Source organism: Streptomyces sp. NPDC003379 (assembly GCF_053589195.1).
This window is the reverse complement of sequence record NZ_JBSFRK010000001.1, coordinates 419,021-435,600: the sequence shown is the minus strand read 5'-3', so window position 1 is coordinate 435,600 and position 16,580 is coordinate 419,021. Positions and strand designations below refer to the sequence as shown.

Here is a 16,580-nt window from a genome sequence, read left to right as displayed (position 1 = left end):
GGTTTCAGTTGTATTACTCGAAGCACTACGACAAGTGGGTGTTCAACCGGCATGCGAGCGACACCGACGGGACAGACATCGTTCGCTCCATGAGTGACAATGCTGCAAAAGTGGGCGAATGGACCCATCTCACGGGCGTATACGACCACACTGCCAAAAAGGTCCAACTATTGGTTGGCGGTGAGCCGCAGACGGCAGCAAGTTTCACCACCCCCTGGCAAGCCCGCAGCGCCCTGCAGATCGGTCGGCTCTTCCACAAGGGCGCCTGGCAGGAGCACTTCAGTGGAACTGTCGACGACATTCGTATCTCTGCATATGACTCAGCTGCTCAATGCCTGAGAACGCACGCAATCGGCCACCGCGGCGCACCTGAGATCGCTCCGGAAAATACCCTTGCATCCCTGGAGGCGGCCGTCGACAGCGGTGCGGAATGGGTGGAGACCGATGTGCAGTTCACCAAGGACGAAAAACCGGTCATCATGCACGATGCGACAGTGGACAGGACTACCAACGGAACTGGACGCGTTGACCATTTTACTGCCGCAGAGATAGCCCAGTTGGTGGTTAAGGGAGGAGGCGGCGTTCCCACTTTGGAACAGGTTCTGGCCTCACCCAAGGTGAGATCCGTCAGACTCCTTCTGGAAATCAAAGGGCCCCAAAAGGCCGAGTATGTGGATCGTGCTCTCCGCCTCGTGGGCGAAGCCGGAATGACCGAGAACACGCTGTCTCAGTCCTTCGACGAGGACGTAGTACAGAGCGTGGCCGTTTCCCCCTACAAGACCAGGGTGGCTTTGCTTCGCTCACGAATGGATGCGGACCCCGTAGCCGTAGCACGTGCACTCTCGCTTGACGCATATGCAGTGAAGTTCAGTGAGCTTTCGACGCAGCCGTCAGTGGTGGGTAAATTGCAGGCAGCAGGAATCGATGTTTTCATCTGGACCGCAGACACCAGCAGTGAATGGCAGTCCGCGACGGCGTGGGGTGTCGACGGTGTTATCACCAATCGTGCGGACCAATACCTGCGGTGGAGGGAAAGCTACTGCAGCGAACAGGCCGCTCCCCGACGATCGACCAGCGACCAGTGAAGCCGCCCGTTCGGCCTCCTCGGGATCCCTTCGCGCGTGCTCACCCTCGCTCGGCGACCTGGGACGGCCGACGTCGCCGTTCCGAGCAGCTGAGGTGACCGCCACCGAGGTGCTAGATACCCCGTGAAACGTCAGCGGCTTGTCTGTGACCGACGCCGAGAAGCGGCAAGAGGTGTCAGCAGCAGCAGGTCTCTCACGTACTCGAGCTGTAGCCACCAGCAATCCCTTCGCGTTCCGCGACCGGGCGAACCCGTCCCACCAGCATCAGAGAGCAGTCATGCCACCACCACGCACCAGATGGGTATGCTTCCTCCTCCTCGCCATGGGCCTTACTGCGGCCGGCACCGCTTACGTCGCCGAGATTTAGACCGAGTCAGCCCAATCTCTCGCTGCGGTCGTGAACGAGACCACGGGCACCGTTCCAGCCGCTCCCGCCACGGCCTCGCAAAGTACTGCCTTCACTGCCGAGGATTCCTGTTTCCATCTCTCGGCCGGCGCCCGAGCGAGGGGGAGCGACGCTGTCACCGCGTGTGTGAGCGTCGACGGCGCGCCCAGCGAAGCGGGCTCAGCAGTCCGCAAGAAGGCAGACACTCTCAACCCGGCAGCTGCTGCCCGCGACGCCGATGATCCTTATGCCTCCGGCGTCGAAACGGAGTTCGAGCCGGACGGCGACGATCCCGAGCCGCCTCCACCCTCGTGTGTGCTGGCCAAGCCGGGACAATGGAACTGGAGTCGCACCGGCGGCCTGTGCATGACTGGCGCCGAGGTCACCTACACGCTGTACGACAGGTCCGGTAAGCCTGCGACACCGGCCCACCGGCCTCATCGAGGTCAGCTCCACGCTCGCCACCTCCTACAAGTCGCTGGACCTCAACGAAACGATCACCGCCAAGCTGGTACGGGTTACCGGAGACGTAAAGAGCCTCATGGTGAAAATGCAGGTCGGTTGCGGTGCCGGGTGTAAGACCGTGACGAAGCAGCCGTGGTACGGCTCCTCCGAGCTGACGCTCGGCCAGGAAAAGACCGGGCAAACCAAATACAGCGGCGACGCTTTCGCGACGAACGCCACCCGTTCATCGTTCCAGACCAGCTACAAGATGTACGTGACGATGTCCGGTGTGGCCCCACTCGACCCCACCGCCTCTTGGTCCAGCCCTGCAGACGGCAAGATCCGCTGTGACAAGGAGCAACCTAGGCTGCGCGGTTGCGTCATACCGACCGATGACCTACCGGTGCTGAGCTACTCGCGGTCGCACGTGAAGTACGGGATCGTCGTACCTCTCTACGAGGAGATCATGAAGCGCCGAGGCACTGATGTTTTGCACGCGGTCGATCAGACCACGGCGAACGCCAACCGCGCCGCGACCTGCACTCCCTTCGCTAACTTGTATCCAGGGCAGAGGTACAGGGACAGCTGCGACGAGTTCCCACCTGCCAGCACGAAGGAGGGGGGCCAGAATGGCGAGCTTTGCGCCGAGCTGACTCCTCAGGTCGTGAATGGTGCATGGTCAGCCCCCGCCACCTGGCCCGACCGTCCGACCTCAGGTACGGAGACGTGCTTGAGGCTCCACATCTCCCAGCGCGCCAACAGCTCGGCGGGCGGGGTCCTCGGCTCGCTTCGCAAATACGAGCGTCTCGTGGACGGCGACCCCTTCCGCATCAAATTGACCGCGTGAGGAACCCCCAGCGAGCACGCCACCCGGTACCGATCTCACAATGGCTCTCCGCCGTGCCTCATTCGCTGCGGGAGCCCGGATGACTCGACCTTGGCAGATGATGCCGGGGGGAAGTGACGGAGGCAGAACATGGCAGCAGGCGCGGACACGCATTCGCTCACCTGGGCGAAAGCCTGGATGTGCGTCACTTTTACCCGCGACCTGAGCCCCGAGGAGGTGTTCTCCCGGTACGGCGCCGATCCGGCTTGAGCGCAACTGCTCGACGCGGACCAGGCTTCGGAGCTGTCCTCGGGCGACTCCGACCACGGGATGGTCTCGTTGTTGCGGGCCGGGAGGCTCGGCAGTTGGACCTCTTGTGTCGAGGAGGACGGCGTCATCGGTTCCTGGGAGGAACCGCTCGCGGAATTGTCCCGGGGCACCGAGACGTACAGCGTGCTGACCACAGAGGGGCTCGACGTCTTCCAGTACTGGCGCGACGGCCATTGCGTCGAGAACTTCGAGCCCGGCATGGAGCACACCCGGCCCGACCGGCCCGAACTCTGGTGGGACCCTTTGGAAGCGGCGCTCGCCGCGCACGGGGACGAGGACACAGGGGTGGCACCCGTGGTGGCCCTCGTACTCAACCGCCTCGGCATCACCCTGGACGACGCCACCCTCGCCCGGCCCTGGCCCAGTCTGACGCTGACCGAGGACGACGCGCCGTCGGCACCGGTGGGTGACACCTACGCGGGCGAGGGACCGGTTCCGCCTCAGCCGTCGCCCGGGGGATGAGCCCAGGGGGCGTAGCCGCCACTGGTACTCCAGTTGCACCTTGCTATTGCCGCTGGTCAAAGGCTTGTTTTCGAGTGTAGCGAGCTGGCTGCCCGTCATGTTGCCGGAGTTCGTGATGCGGGGTGCGGCATTGGTAGTGACAGCGTTCGGCGGTGGCCTGGTGGCTGCGCCGAAAGCGGGACTATCTCAGGGCGTCCTGTGCGCGCTGACGGTGACCTGTTCCAGGGTGGCAAGCTGCTATGAGCTTGCGGATCTCCGCCAGGCTGAGCGGGACGAGGAAAGATCCGTTTCTGCGGCCTCCCTTTCAGTGAAGCAGCACTCGATTGCCCAGTAGCTGCCGTCAACGGTGACCAGCTGGTTCACAGTGGTCGCCGTGACCGCGTATGCCAGGTAGTCGGCGATCTCGTCCGGGCGGGCGATGCTCCAGCGGGCCAGTACCCACCTGCGGTGCGAGGGCCCGTCGTCCTCGAAGAACGGGACGGCCGGCAGCATTGCAGCCGCCCAGTCGTACACGCGTGGGCCCTTGGCACCGTCGCCGCAGGAGAGCCGTTGCCAGGGGTCGTCAGGTGGGTTGGAGATGAGCTGGTCGATGCGTCAGCACCCGGCCAGGGACTTGACCTGCTGCGATTTCGGCACGGCGACGACGTAGCCAAGTCCGGCTTCCTCGAGCATGCGGCGGAAATGCCAGTCCTGGCCATAGAGCGCATCCGCGATCACTCACGCGATGGGCAACGGTGAAGCCAGGGCCCGGGCGACCAGGTGCCGGGCGAGCTCGGTCTTGGTGGCGAATGCCAGGCCGCCGGCCACCCCTGCCACCCGGCACCATTCCCTGTTGGACGTCCAGGACTTCGGCAGATACAGCTGCCGGTGACCAGGGTCCGGCCTCGCGCCGAGGCATAGGCCGCGAACACGGCGACCTGGCAGTTCTCTGTACGTCCCGCCGTGCCCGAGTACTGCCGCTGCACACCCGCCGAAGTGGTGCCCTTCTTGAGGAAGCCTGTCTCGTCAATGATCAGGACACCGTCGGACTCGCCGAGCCGTTCGGCCACGTATTCCTGCAGGTCGTCACGGACCTCGTCCGGATCCCACCGGCCCGGTTCAGTAGGTGCTGCAGACCGGCCGACACGTCATGGCCGACGTACTCGGCCAGCTGCCAGCCGTTCTTCCTGCCGAGGGGACTGAGCAGCCCGCGCACGTAGTCCCGCATCCGCCGCCGCAGATCGACCCGACCGAACCGGTGACCGATTCGCAGCAGCACCTCCTTAAGCTCCGAAGCGCAAACATCGGGCCGCACATCATCTTGCGCGATCAGCACAACAGCGATCACATGCCGCCGGTCAAGAGCTCCGGCAACATGACGGGAAGTCAGCTCGCTACACTTGCGAACAAGCCTTTGACCAGCGGCAATAGCAAAGTGCAACTGGAGTACTAGGTCGTACAGGCCGCCCAGGAAGGCGACTTCGTCCAGGCGCTCCCACCAGCCGCCCTCCGCAGTGCGTAGCAAGTCGAAGACATCGCGCTGTGTCACCGCTGTGATTCTTGCCGCGTTGTCCTGGTCGGAGTGCGTCATGACAACAGAATGGCGTGCCAGCGGCGCGTCTGCCGAGCCTTGATGGCAGTCGCAGGGCCGCGCGAGCGAGGTGTCGAGGTGGTGCAGCTGACCTCCATCGCCCGGTCATACGTCTTCGGCTGTAGGCGCTGGCGTTAGATCTGCAAGAAGCCGAGCGCGGCTCGATGTATTCGAGAGGAGGTCGTCTACGACCGAGACCAGGCGACCGTTATCTCGCTGGCCTGTGCCGCTGAGGAGTTCGAACCTTCGAGTGGGTGTTGTTGCGGCAAGGCGTTGTCGAGCGTCTGCCAGCCGATGAGACACCTGCGCGCGTCGAGAACCATGCCGCTCAATACGGACCCCTCTGACCCGCCATGCTAGGAAGCTGCAAAGGGAGCGGTGGTTATCAGGGAGGGCAATATGGCGCGGGCCGCTACAGGCGGGTCAGAAGAGCCTCCGGCAGCGTGCGTCAGATTCGCGCGCGTAAAGCACGCAGAGCACGTAACGCACACGGTTGATTTGTCCTGATTCTCCCGTGCGGGCCGTTGACCTGCGACTCCTTCCACGCGTTCTTGTTCCACATGTTTCGCGATGACTCAGCATGTGGAGTGCGTGGCGATTCTGGAGCCTGCGACAAAGGGATCCTGACCTGCGCTTCTTCTGGGATTCCTGGCAGGCCCGGGGTGCGTCTCGACCTGTTCTCCATAGTGCACGACGTGGAGCCCCTCTGGGCAAGAGTGAGGGCTACCGGGCACCAAGTGGTGTCGGGCGGCCCGGGCTGGGGAAGGCGCATGCTCCTGGGAATGGGCAATTCGGGACCTCCTCTGAAAGCCGTCACGTGCGCCAGGGGAAGGGAGTGCCACTGCGGGGGTGCCTGGGACACTCAGGCTATTGGACGATCAAAAATCGCTTCGGTTCCGCCAGAGCGGCGCGTGCGCCGTCGAAGTCGGCCAGCCTCGCCGACAGGGTGGCCACGGCCAGTCGCTGGGGGAGCGCCGCCGAGAACTTCAGGCCACGCACTGCCCGCTGGTCGACCTCGGGCAAGACCAATGCCGGGCCAGCCTGTGCTGTGTCCCGTACCGGGCCGTTCTGTGCGGCGTCCAGCGCGGCATGCCACATGACCGGGCTCAGGTCCTCCCGTAGCCGCAGGTAGAAATCTGTCGGCCGCTGGACGGGATCGGCGATGGATGACAGTGTCGCGCCCAGCGTCGCATTGGCCCGATAACCCGCCCACGTCCACCAGCGGACGTCGTTTCCGCGCCGTGCGATCAGCGTCCTGCCGGGGTGGACGAGGTACTGGGCATCCTCGTCACGCCACTCCTGGAGACAGACCTCGGCTCGTCGGGTGAGTGAGACCTTCGGATCGCTGCCCAGGAGGACATCCCGCATGGCGCGCGTCAGCTCGTACGAGAGCCCGACGAGTGTGCCTCCGGACCACTTGGCGATCCCACCGCCGTCGACCGGCTCCACGAAGACCCGCTTGCGCCCCCAGTCGATGAACGTCACCTGCCAGCTGCGGCCCGCCAGCAGCAACCGTCGTGGGCCTGGACGTTCCTCCGTGAGCACGGACGGATCCATCCGGCCGATCTCGGCGCGACCGGACAGGACGGTGAACTGCGGCGGCGCGGTGAAGGACGCGGTCAGTTCGATGAAGTGACGCCGCCCAAAACGCCGTTCGGCCTCCAAACCGATGAACAGCATGCCTCCGTCGGTGTCGAGGAAGCCTTCCTTCGTCAGATGACGAAGGATGGGAGCGGCCGAACGGTCGAAGGGTGCCAGTCCGTTCCACTGCTCCGGCCACACCTGATCGCCGAGTTGGTGCTCCTGGAGGGTGGCGGCAAGCAGCTGCTGCGCCACGAGGTGTCGCGGTGCGGGTGGCGCGACGACCGGCTCGACCCAACCGCGGCCCCAGAGCAGCAGCAACGCGGCGGCCTGCAGCAGAGTGTCCTTGTGGGTGGCCAGAAACAGGCAGTTGCGGGTGTTTCCGGCGCGACGCCCTGTACGGCCGACGCGCTGAAGGAACGAGGCGACTGTGCTGGGCGAGTCGATCTGGACGACTCGGTCGAGGTCGCCGACGTCTATGCCCAGTTCCAGGGTTGACGTGGCCACGATGACGCAGTCACGGGCCTCAGCGAACGCCTGCTCGGACCGGGCCCGCTCGTCTGCCGAGAGAGAGGCGTGGGACAGGAACACCGTGACGTCACGTGCCCGTAGTGCCGCTCCCAGCTCCTCGACCTGCCGTCGTGACTCACAGAAGACCAGCCGCTTTTCGCCCCTGTGCAGGGCCGCGATGACCTTGGCCGCGTTGGACAGAGAGCCCACGTAGTCGAGTTCGATCTCACCGGGCGGGGGCCCGGCCACGTCATCCGCGGGCACCTCGGCGGAGGGTGCGCCCGAGGGGGTGGTGAACTCTGGGCCGATGACCTGACCCGCGCGTCGACCGGCGCCGGAACCTTGCAGCCAGGTGAGCAGTTGTTGGGGATTTCCGACGGTCGCCGACAATCCGATCCGCTGGATGGGATGCCCGGTGACCCGTTGGAGACGTTCGAGGACCGCGAGGAGATGCCATCCCCGGTCGTCGCCCGCGAAAGCGTGCACCTCGTCGACGACGACGGCTCGGACACCGCCCAGCAGGTGCGCGTGGTCCGTCTTCACTCCGATCAGCATGGCTTCCAGCGACTCGGGCGTCGTCAGCAGGATGTCGGGCCTCTCGGTACGGATACGGTGACGCTGTGACTCCTTCGTGTCCCCGTGCCACAGTGCGGCGCGGCGTCCGAGCCACTGTGCGTAGCGGTCGACGCGAGTCACGAGATTGTTGAGGAGCGCCTTGAGCGGACAGAGGTAGAGGACTGAGGTGCCGGTCCAGCCCTGTTCGGACATGGCGGACAGGATCGGCAGACAGGCCGCCTCGGTCTTGCCACCGGCGGTGGGGGCGAGCAGGACGGTGTCCGCGCCGTCCATCACCGGGTTGATCGCGGACCGTTGCAGAGGCCGCAGGTCCGGCCAGCCGAGCGTGTTGACCACGTGGTGCAGGATGACGGGGTCGAGCCGGTCGGCGGGGTCGGTCGCCGGAGTCATCACAGCTCCAGGTCGATGGCGTCGGCCGACGACGCTCCCGCCAGGTTCCGCTCCACGTCGGTGAGTTCACGTCCGCCGACCGTGAGCCGGTAGTGCTGCCGTGGGTCGAAGTCCGGGAACTGGTCGATGCGGTCGAGGACGTCGCCGACCAGTTTCTTGAGGAAGAGCCGCGGCGCGACCCCCACCTTGCCGCCGAGGGCTCCGCCCACCGCACGGGCAAGATCGGCGACATACGCGTCGTCCGCCAGAGCCTTGACCCGGTCGGGAGAGTCTGCGCCGGACGCGAAGAGATCCCGGATGCTCACTCCGAGACCGGTCAGCGACTCCAGAGTGAAGCCGGGCAGACGCAGTTGGACTGCCCGGGGGTTGTCGAAGCGGGGATCGGTCGTGAAGTCCGTGGCGAGTCGCTGGGCGAGCGGTGGGAGCCGTTGCACGCCTTGCTGGCCGTCGTAGAAGGCGGGTGTCCCGGTGATGACCAGGTAGAGGCCGGGGAACCGTCCCGAGTGAACTTCGTCGATCAGCTGGCGCAGGGCGTTGAGTGCCTTGTCCCGGGCATCCGATCGCACTCTCTGGAGGGTTTCCACCTCGTCCAGTACGACGAAAAGCCCTCGGTGGCCGGAGTCCCGCAGGACGGTGAGCAACCCTTGGAGGAAACCCAGGGCCCCGAAGTGGTCGAGGTCGCCGCGTACCCCTGCGGAACGACGAGCCGCAGCCGCCACATGGGGCTGGCCGCCGAGCCAGGCGAGGATGGCCGAGCCCGTCGCCTCGTCGCCCTCGGCGAGCGCGGTCCGGTAGCCGCGCAGGGCGGCCGCGAAGGACGGGGCGTGTCGCGACACCTCGGTCAGCCGGGCGGTCAGCAACTCCTCCACCGCGCCGCTCAGATCGTCCTCGTGGGCACCGGTGGCGAGAGCGTCCTCCTCCAGGGCGTAGAACCACGCGTCCACCACCGGCCGCAGGGCACTTGGCGGGAAGCTCGGGGTGGACAGCCGCTCGGTGAGACGCCGGTAGACGGTCTCCAGCCTGTGCAGCGGAGTCTCCGTCTCCGAGACCTGGATCTCGGCAACGGCGAAGTTGCGCTGTTTGGCTCGCTCTCCGAGCCACCGGGTGAAGAACGTCTTGCCGGAACCGTACTCACCTCGCACTGCCTTGAAGACCGAGGCACCCGAGGCGACCGCGTCGAGTTCCGCGTCGAGCGCGGACTCGAAACGGCCGAGGCCGGTGGCAAGAAGATCCAGGCCGCTCTCGGGCACCGCACCGCGCCGGAGCGCGTCGAGGGCGGTGCGCCGCCGGGCGGCGGAGACGGGAGAAGGGCGCGGATCGAACACTCGCTCATAGTCCCATCTGCACGCGGGTGTTGCGCCGCTCCTCGATCATCTGGTCGGTCGGCACACGGTCGTTGGCGCTCATGGCTCCCGGCTCATCGGTGGAGAGGAAGGCGGATGGAATGTCAGGCCAGGTCGAACTGCAAGCGGAGCAGCGCGAGATCGAGACGAAGGGTGCGCCCGTCCGGCAAGGTCTCCAGGACTTGCACCCCGTCGTAATTGAGCAGTTGGCGCAGGATCGCGGCGAACCCGTCCGCTCGGGCCACCGGGTAGGACACGCGCTGCGCCAGCGCGGACACCGGCAGCGTGCCCCCGGCGTCGAGCAGGGCTCGGATCGCCCCTTCGACCTTGTCCATGGGCGGCCTGCGGGCGAGCAGGCCGGTCTGTCCCTGGAACGCCTCCGAAGCGAAGAGGGACGAGATGAGGATGTCGTCGGGGCCGACGAGGGCGGTGGTCACCAGTGCCCCCTCGGTATCGGGTGCCGGAACCACCGCGACCTCGAACAACGAGTCGTGCGTACGGTCCACTTGGGCTTGTTTCCTTGTCGGCCTCTGCCGCACCTGGCGCTTTGCCGGAGCTGTCGCGGCTGTCGGGGCGGGTGAGACGGCGACAGGGGAAGACGTGGAGGCGTCCAGCAGCCACCAGGCCGGTCGCTGATCCTCCAGCTCCCGCCAGGCCGGGGGAGGAGCAGCTCCGAACGGCAGGAAGGCCAGCACAGGAATTGTGAACTCCGCGAGGGACGCTCCACCGTGGTATCCGGCCTTACGGGCCGTGTACCGCGAGTCGGCGTCCCACAGCGCGGCGATCGACCCACCGGACTCCGGCGCGATGACCCGGGGCCCGTGCAGCGCGACCTCCGTCGGGCCCACCTCGCCGTCCGGCGACCGGTGACGGGCGGACTGCGGCGAACCGGTGTCCACCTTCACCCCGTGCCGGTCCACGACATGCCCGTGGTCGCTGGTGATGACCACGGCCATCCCCTGCGAGGCGGCGATCCGCAGCAGATCCGGAAGGCCCGGGATGTGCCCGGTCCGCCAGGCGCCGTCCCCCAGCTTCTGCTCCTTGGCGAGTCGGTCGTCGATCGCGTTGAGGACGACGGCCACGTGCGTGCGGCCGTCCATGAGCGCTTCGGTGAGCTCGGGTCCGAATGTGTCCCCCGCGCTGTCGGCTCGCAGGTCGTCCTTGTGGAACACGGCCGCCGGCGCACCGTTCCAGAACGGAAGGGCGGGAAAGAGCTGGGCTTCGTCCTTCTGTGATCCCTGCATCAGTCTGCCCGCGAACAGCGAGGTACGGGACACGGAGGTGAGGGTGGGAAGAGCCGCTGCCATCGCGCGACGGAGCGGAGCGCCCTCAGCGGCCACCGGATCGAACTCGGCCCAAGTGGCGCGCAGTTCCCCGCCCAGTTCGGTGGCGATGGCCGCACTCATCCCGTCCAGGACGATCAGCAGCACGCGCCGGTCGGGGGCCCCTCGGACCACCGGCTTCACCACCCGGTCCAGGAACGTCTCCACCGTCAGCATTCCGCCGGGGTCGGTGCCGGCCGCGGTCCAGGTCGCCAGGACGCGCGCGAAGTCACGGTCGATCTCGTGGCGCCGCTCGCGCACGCGCACGGCCAGTGAGTCGTACGCGGTCCTCAGCTGGTCGTCGGAGTCCCCGCCCGCCTCGATGTGTTCGAGGGCGCGATCCACCCAAGCGGTCTCTTTGAGGTGCCGTTCTATGGATCCGCCCACGTGGGACGCCTCGGTCCGCGGCTCGGTGGCCAACCACCGGACGAGCCGCCGGGCCATGCGGGTCCGCTCGATCCGCGACTGAACCTCCGGCCCCTGTGCGCGCCGGTGCTCGCTCAAGGAACGCACGGCGGCGTCGAGCGGACCGGGCTCACCGGCGGTCAGAGCCGTTCCGACGGCCGTGAACCTGGCGTCCAGACCTGCTGACAGGAGAGGGCTGGCCCTGGCGGCGGCTTCCGCGCCGAACTGGCGGACCAGTACGGAGGCGCGTTCCAGTACCGTGTCGCTGGTCCGTCGTGCCTCGCGTACTGTCTCCGAGCCCGCAGCCGCAGGACGGTCCCTGGCGGCAGCGGCGAGCAACGTGCCCACGTAGTCCTCCGAGGCCCGGCCGAAAGCGGTAGCCATGGCGTCGAGCTGCTCCCCCTGCGCTGAAGGGCGCTCTCCGAACCAGCGCTCCGCGCGACCGCGCGCCGTGTAGACGGCAGCGTCCGGTTCGGCATGGCACCACAGCGCGGCGCAGACGAGTCCGAAGGACACCGCGTCCGGACCGTGTTCGGCCTCGACGAGGTCCAGAAGTGCCCGCCCCGCGAGTCCGGCGCGGTCGTCCTCGCCCAGGAACCGGGCCAGGCCGCCGCGTTCGGGGCCGCGGAGGGCCAGGAAGTGCTCGGGGTGTCCTGGAAGCAGGGACCAGCCAAGGAGCGCATGGGTGTCGAGGCGGTCAGCGGATGTGGTGTGGTCCTGACGGGCCTCTTCGTCCTGGTAGCTGCCCAGTCTCAGGCGACGCAGCGCGAGCGCGGACAACGCGGTGCCGCGCGAGAGGATGCCGCCTCCCAGTCGGGGCCAGCCGCCCCGCGGCGGCGCCGCGTCCAGCAGGGCCTCCGCGGCCCACTTGTCGTCCTTGAGCCGCTGGTCGACCTGATGCGCTCCGAACGCGTCCCGCACCACGTCCCAGCTGTCCACCGTGTCGATGCGCTTCTTGTGGGTACGGGCCAGAATCCCGGGGTCGAGCTCGTTCGGTTCGCGATCGGTCAGGACGACGAGTACGGCAGGGCCAGCGGCCGCGGCCGCGTCCGTGTCCGACAGGTGGCCGAGCAGCAGTTCATGCACGGCGAGCGGGGAGGGCGCCGCCACGATGCGGGCCGAAAGGCCGTCGCCCCATACGTGTTCGGCGGGGCCGCCCCACTGGGGTGCGGAGCGCAGCAACACGGCCCGGCGCTGGGCCTTGTCCTTGTCCTTGTCCTGGTCCTGGTCCTGGTCCGCCAAGGCGTCGGCCAGAGAGCTCTGGGTCGACAGGTACTGGGTGATCGTCGCGAGGTTCAGCCGCACGGCCACCGTGCTGGTCGTCGCCGTACTCATCGTTCGACGACCTGCCAGGTGATCTCGACCTCAATGCCGGGCTCACGCGCGGCCAACTCCGCGATTTGAGCTTGGAGTTGCGCGACGGCCCTGGACGCGGTCGTCCGTCCGCCCCCGGAGCGCTTCAGTCGTCCCGGAGTGGACGCGCCTGTGCCGGAATTCTGTACGGGGATCGGCGGATGACTCGTCCGGGTATCGAGGGCCACATCATTGGGGCGTGGCACCGGGTCAGCAGGCGGCGGGATCGGATTCGGCGTCGCGCGGTTGCGCTTCACCAGCGCAAGGACCTCGCGCTGCGTCCTGGCCAGCGCCTCCTTCAGGTCGTTGGTCCGCTGGTCGCTCTGTGCCGCGTTGCGCAGGGACTCCAGCAGCGCCTCTCCCTCCGGCCCCTCCGAGGTGGCGAGGTCGAGGGTGGTCCAGGACGCCGAGTCCAGTGCTTGCGCGACCGCACGAGCCTGCTTGACGGAGGTCCCGAACCGGTCGGCGCCGACTTGGCCGAAGTCGAAGGTGGCCAGGGCCTCCACCGTCTTCCGAGCTCCGGCAGCACCCTGACCGGCCGAGCGCGTGAGCTCCGCAAGCAGTTCGACGGCCCGCCGAGCGAGGGCGAGGCGCCCGCCCTCGGCGGTTTCGTCGAGCTGGAGGAATCCGGTGTGCCGCTCCAGCTGGGTCACCAGCTCGCGGGCCGCCTCCAGGTGGGCGCCCGCCTGCTGGGCGATCTGCCGGGCGAGCTGGTTGACCATGCGGCCACGGCGCAGCGTGGGGGCAGGATCACCGAAGACCGTGGAGAAGCGCTCGCGGGCGGCGGACCAGTCCTCCTCGGAGGGCAGCGGCTGACTGCGCAGCGCGTCATGGTCCTTGATCTCGTTCAACTGGGGCGCCGGGTCGAGCGGCGTGCCCGCGCGGACCCACACCCGGTCGTCCATCTCGGCGAACGACGCCACGATGAGGCGGGCGAGGAAGACCGGCAGACCGCGTGGTGCCGGCCAGTCCGTCCAGTCGGTGAGGGTGATCAGACTGAGGTCTCCGGTCACGCCCTGCCCCCTGGCGAGCTGCCGGAAATGATCGGCCCAGTACTCCGACACCTCGAAGTACGCTTCCTTCTGCTGCCCGAGCCGCAGCGGGGCGGCCACTCGGCGCATCAGGTTCCGGTCGGGGGCGGGGACTTCGGCGCGTCCGTCGCGGGCCTCGGCGGCGGCTCGTACGTGAGTGAAGACCTTTCTGGCGTCGGCAGGCTTGACGACGGTGCCGGTGCCCTCGGGGTCGAGGTTCGGGTGGTCCGGGTACTGGCTCGCGAGCAGCTTGCCCGCGATGTGCCGGATGCCGTCCCGCAGCGACTGGCCGAAGGACAGCGTCAGCCCCTCGACCTCGCGCAGCGACTGCAGATGGTCGCCGAAGCCGAGTTCCACATCGGTGGCCTTCTTGTCGGCGAGGCCGTAGGCCTGCTTGAAGGCCGCCTTCACGTTCTTGAGCAGCGACTCCCGCTGGGTCTCCAGGAGTCCCTTCGCACGGGCCCGGTTGTCGGGGCTCAGGTGGCTCGCGTACTGGCCGTCGAACCGCTGGCTGTCGGACAGGGCCTTGTCGATGACGACGAGGCGGCGGAAGTCGGCGTACCGCTGGCTGGAGAGGTGGGTGGGAAGCCAGGCGACGCTGCGGGAAGGATCGCCCTGCCGCTCACGCAGCCGCTGCATCCGCATGGCGTCCTCGCGAGGCCCGTACTCACTCTCGTCGAAGGGGAGGTCGATCACGAGCCGCCAGTGCCCGTCCTGCTGAGGCATGAGGTCGTGGTCCGGCAGCTCGTCCGTGTCGGCGACATTGCCGAACAGCACCTCGACGCTGCGCTCCGTGCCCCGCCAGGCGAAGTGCAGCTCGTTAATCAACTGGTCCTGTTCGACGCAGAGTTCTTCGACGAGGAGCCGCTTCGCGAGGGCCTCGCGGTTGCCGGGGTTGTCGTTGACGTTGGCGTTGGCGATCACCGAGTCGACATCGACGCCGGACAGTTCGAGCCGGACGCCCGGGTTGGCCTCGGTGCCGGTTTCCTTGATCTCGGGGAAGCGGCCCGCCCACTCGGCCACCTTGTTCTTCAGGATGCCGTACTCGCGGCCAGGAATCGGGGCGGCCACCGAGCCGTAGTTGAGCGCGGACAGGCGGCGGATGGTCAGATCGGACAGGGCCGGGACGCTCGGGGCGAGTGCCGAGAGCAGCAGCGTGCCGACGATGCGGTTGTCACCGGTGAACTGCTTGATACGGGTGAGCAGATCCGGGTCGGTGATGCTGTCGGGCCGGTGGGCGTACTGCTCGATGGCCTCCTCCGACACGTTGTGCGTGAGGAGGAGGTACGGACGAAGCTTCGTCCGGTACAGCTTGTCGGCGGCCTCGAAGACCACCTTGAGGCTGTCGGTGAACGGCTTGTCGCCGCCGGCTGTGATCAGCGGATACAGGTCGCCGACCGGGATCAGGTCGCCGAGCCGTAACTCGGCCCGGTGGTCGGCGAGCAGCTGTCCCATGAGCTTCATGCCGGTCCGGTTGCGCTGGAGCGCGGACGAGACATGTACGAGGGTGTCCATGAACGCCGGTGAGAAGGGGTAGGTCAGCCGGAAGCTCTCCTCGTCCGCGCCGACGCCGTCGCCGCCGCGGTCGGAGCCCAGGAGCGTGTCCCACACCTCCTGGCGGATCCTGCGGGTCTTCTCGAACTCGGCCTCGACCAGGGCGGCGGACTTGTCGTCCTTGGGCTTGAGCAGTCGGGCGTGCGCGACCTGGGGGAGGTTCCGGTCCTCCAGAGTGATCTTGTCGAACCGGCCCGAGGCCAGGTTGAGCGTGTCCTGGATGGACGCCTCGGCCGCCCCCGACACTTCCTCGCCGACCAGTTCGCGCAGGTCGCGCTGACGGGCGATGAACGAGATCACCGGTACGGCACGGCGGGCGTCGCCGCCCTCCACGAAGTTGGTGATCTTTCCGGCTTCCCGGGCCACGAACTTCTGGTCGTGGATGAGGGTCGCGAGCCACAGGATCAGCTCGTCCATGAAGAGGATCAGCCCGTCGTAGCCGAGCGACTTGGCGTGCTCGGCGATCACGGACAGGCCGGCGTCGAGCGAGACGAACCCGTGCTCGTCCTCGACGGCGTTCTTCGCGAAGCCCGGCAGCAGATGCGTGCTCGCGTCCTGCACGAGGCGTGCCCGCAGTTCGGCGGGTGTCGACGGACTGACCAGGTTGAGTGCCTGGCCGCCCTCGTGGATCTCTTCGGCGGCGAGGGCGGTGTCGAGCAGTTGAGACGTCCAGCCGAACGCCTCACCCCACTCGTCCTCCTCGTCCTCGGCGCCGTCACTGCCATCCGCCGAGGCGAGGCCGCCGATCACCGCTTGGTCGCCCATGCGGGACCGCATCGCGTGAATGTCCTCGAACAGGGCGTCCGTCCGGTACACCTGCGGCGTCGCGGCCTCGGGGTGCAGCTTCTTGACGTGGCTCACGTACCCACCGAGGATCCGCTGCTCCAGGGCCTTCGCCCCGAGCATGTGGTACGGCACGAGCAGGAATCGCTTCCCCTCCGTGCCGAGCCACTCGTGCTTGGTGAGCACCGGGTCCAGGTCCGTCCGCGCGCGGGCCGCCGGGTCCCCGCTGAGCAGTGCGTGGAGCACTGCCATGAAGTGTGACTTACCGGAACCGAACGACCCGTGGAGATAGGCGGCCTTCGACGTGTGTCCGTCGAGCGCGGCCCGGATAAGACCGAGCGCCTCGTCGAAGTTCTCCAGCAGCCGTTCCGTGACCACGTAGTCCCGCAGCGCACGTTCCGCGCCCTCCGGGGCTGTCGCCTCCGAGAGCTGGAGGACGAAGTCGGACGTGGATATGGACTCCTTGATGTCGATGACATCGCGGAGTAAGAGCGGCTGTTGAGCCATGAACGATCACTCTCCGACGGGGCGTCTGCGCAGGTTCATCCGATCGTATGACCTTCTACTGTCGTCGGATGACCTCTTTACGCATATGCCGGACTACCCGAGATTGATTGCCTCCGACTCTGC

The 16,580-nt window shown here is 67.2% G+C and carries 7 protein-coding genes and 1 pseudogene; 3 read left to right on the top strand and 5 right to left on the bottom strand.

Annotation, left to right across the window (positions count from 1 at the left end):
• From ACWDVB_RS01800 to ACWDVB_RS01790, 3 genes are all read left to right on the top strand, one after another.
• Nucleotides 1–1,085 (top strand): glycerophosphodiester phosphodiesterase family protein (locus ACWDVB_RS01800; RefSeq protein ID WP_451611933.1); only part of this gene is annotated, 1,085 nt, incomplete at its 5' end.
• Nucleotides 1,086–2,053: 968 nt separating this feature from the next.
• Nucleotides 2,054–2,761, top strand: a complete 708-nt coding sequence (locus ACWDVB_RS01795) for a NucA/NucB deoxyribonuclease domain-containing protein (protein ID WP_451515487.1) — start codon at nucleotides 2,054–2,056, stop codon at nucleotides 2,759–2,761.
• Between the two features lie 255 nt (nucleotides 2,762–3,016).
• Nucleotides 3,017–3,532 (top strand): DUF6461 domain-containing protein, encoded by a 516-nt coding sequence (locus tag ACWDVB_RS01790; protein WP_451611935.1) that lies wholly within the window; start codon nucleotides 3,017–3,019, stop codon nucleotides 3,530–3,532.
• A 309-nt stretch (nucleotides 3,533–3,841) separates the two neighbouring features.
• Here ACWDVB_RS01790 and ACWDVB_RS01785 read toward each other — a convergent pair.
• The 5 genes and pseudogenes from ACWDVB_RS01785 to pglY all read right to left on the bottom strand — a co-directional run.
• Nucleotides 3,842–4,826 (bottom strand): annotated as a pseudogene (locus ACWDVB_RS01785) (IS701 family transposase); the annotation flags it as partial.
• A gap of 1,143 nt (nucleotides 4,827–5,969) precedes the next feature.
• Nucleotides 5,970–8,159, bottom strand: a complete 2,190-nt coding sequence (locus tag ACWDVB_RS01780; RefSeq protein ID WP_451515488.1) for a DEAD/DEAH box helicase — start codon at nucleotides 8,157–8,159, stop codon at nucleotides 5,970–5,972.
• On the bottom strand, nucleotides 8,159–9,484 hold the full coding sequence (gene brxD, locus ACWDVB_RS01775; RefSeq protein ID WP_451515489.1) for a BREX system ATP-binding protein BrxD: 1,326 nt from the start codon (nucleotides 9,482–9,484) through the stop codon (nucleotides 8,159–8,161). The genes ACWDVB_RS01780 and brxD overlap by 1 nt, the downstream gene beginning before the upstream one ends.
• 122 nt (nucleotides 9,485–9,606) lie before the next feature.
• On the bottom strand, nucleotides 9,607–12,564 hold the full coding sequence (gene pglZ / locus ACWDVB_RS01770; RefSeq protein WP_451515490.1) for a BREX-2 system phosphatase PglZ: 2,958 nt from the start codon (nucleotides 12,562–12,564) through the stop codon (nucleotides 9,607–9,609).
• On the bottom strand, nucleotides 12,561–16,457 hold the full coding sequence (gene pglY / locus ACWDVB_RS01765; RefSeq protein WP_451515491.1) for a BREX-2 system ATPase PglY: 3,897 nt from the start codon (nucleotides 16,455–16,457) through the stop codon (nucleotides 12,561–12,563). Before pglY ends, pglZ begins: the two co-directional genes overlap by 4 nt.
• Between the last annotated feature and the right edge of the window lie 123 nt (nucleotides 16,458–16,580).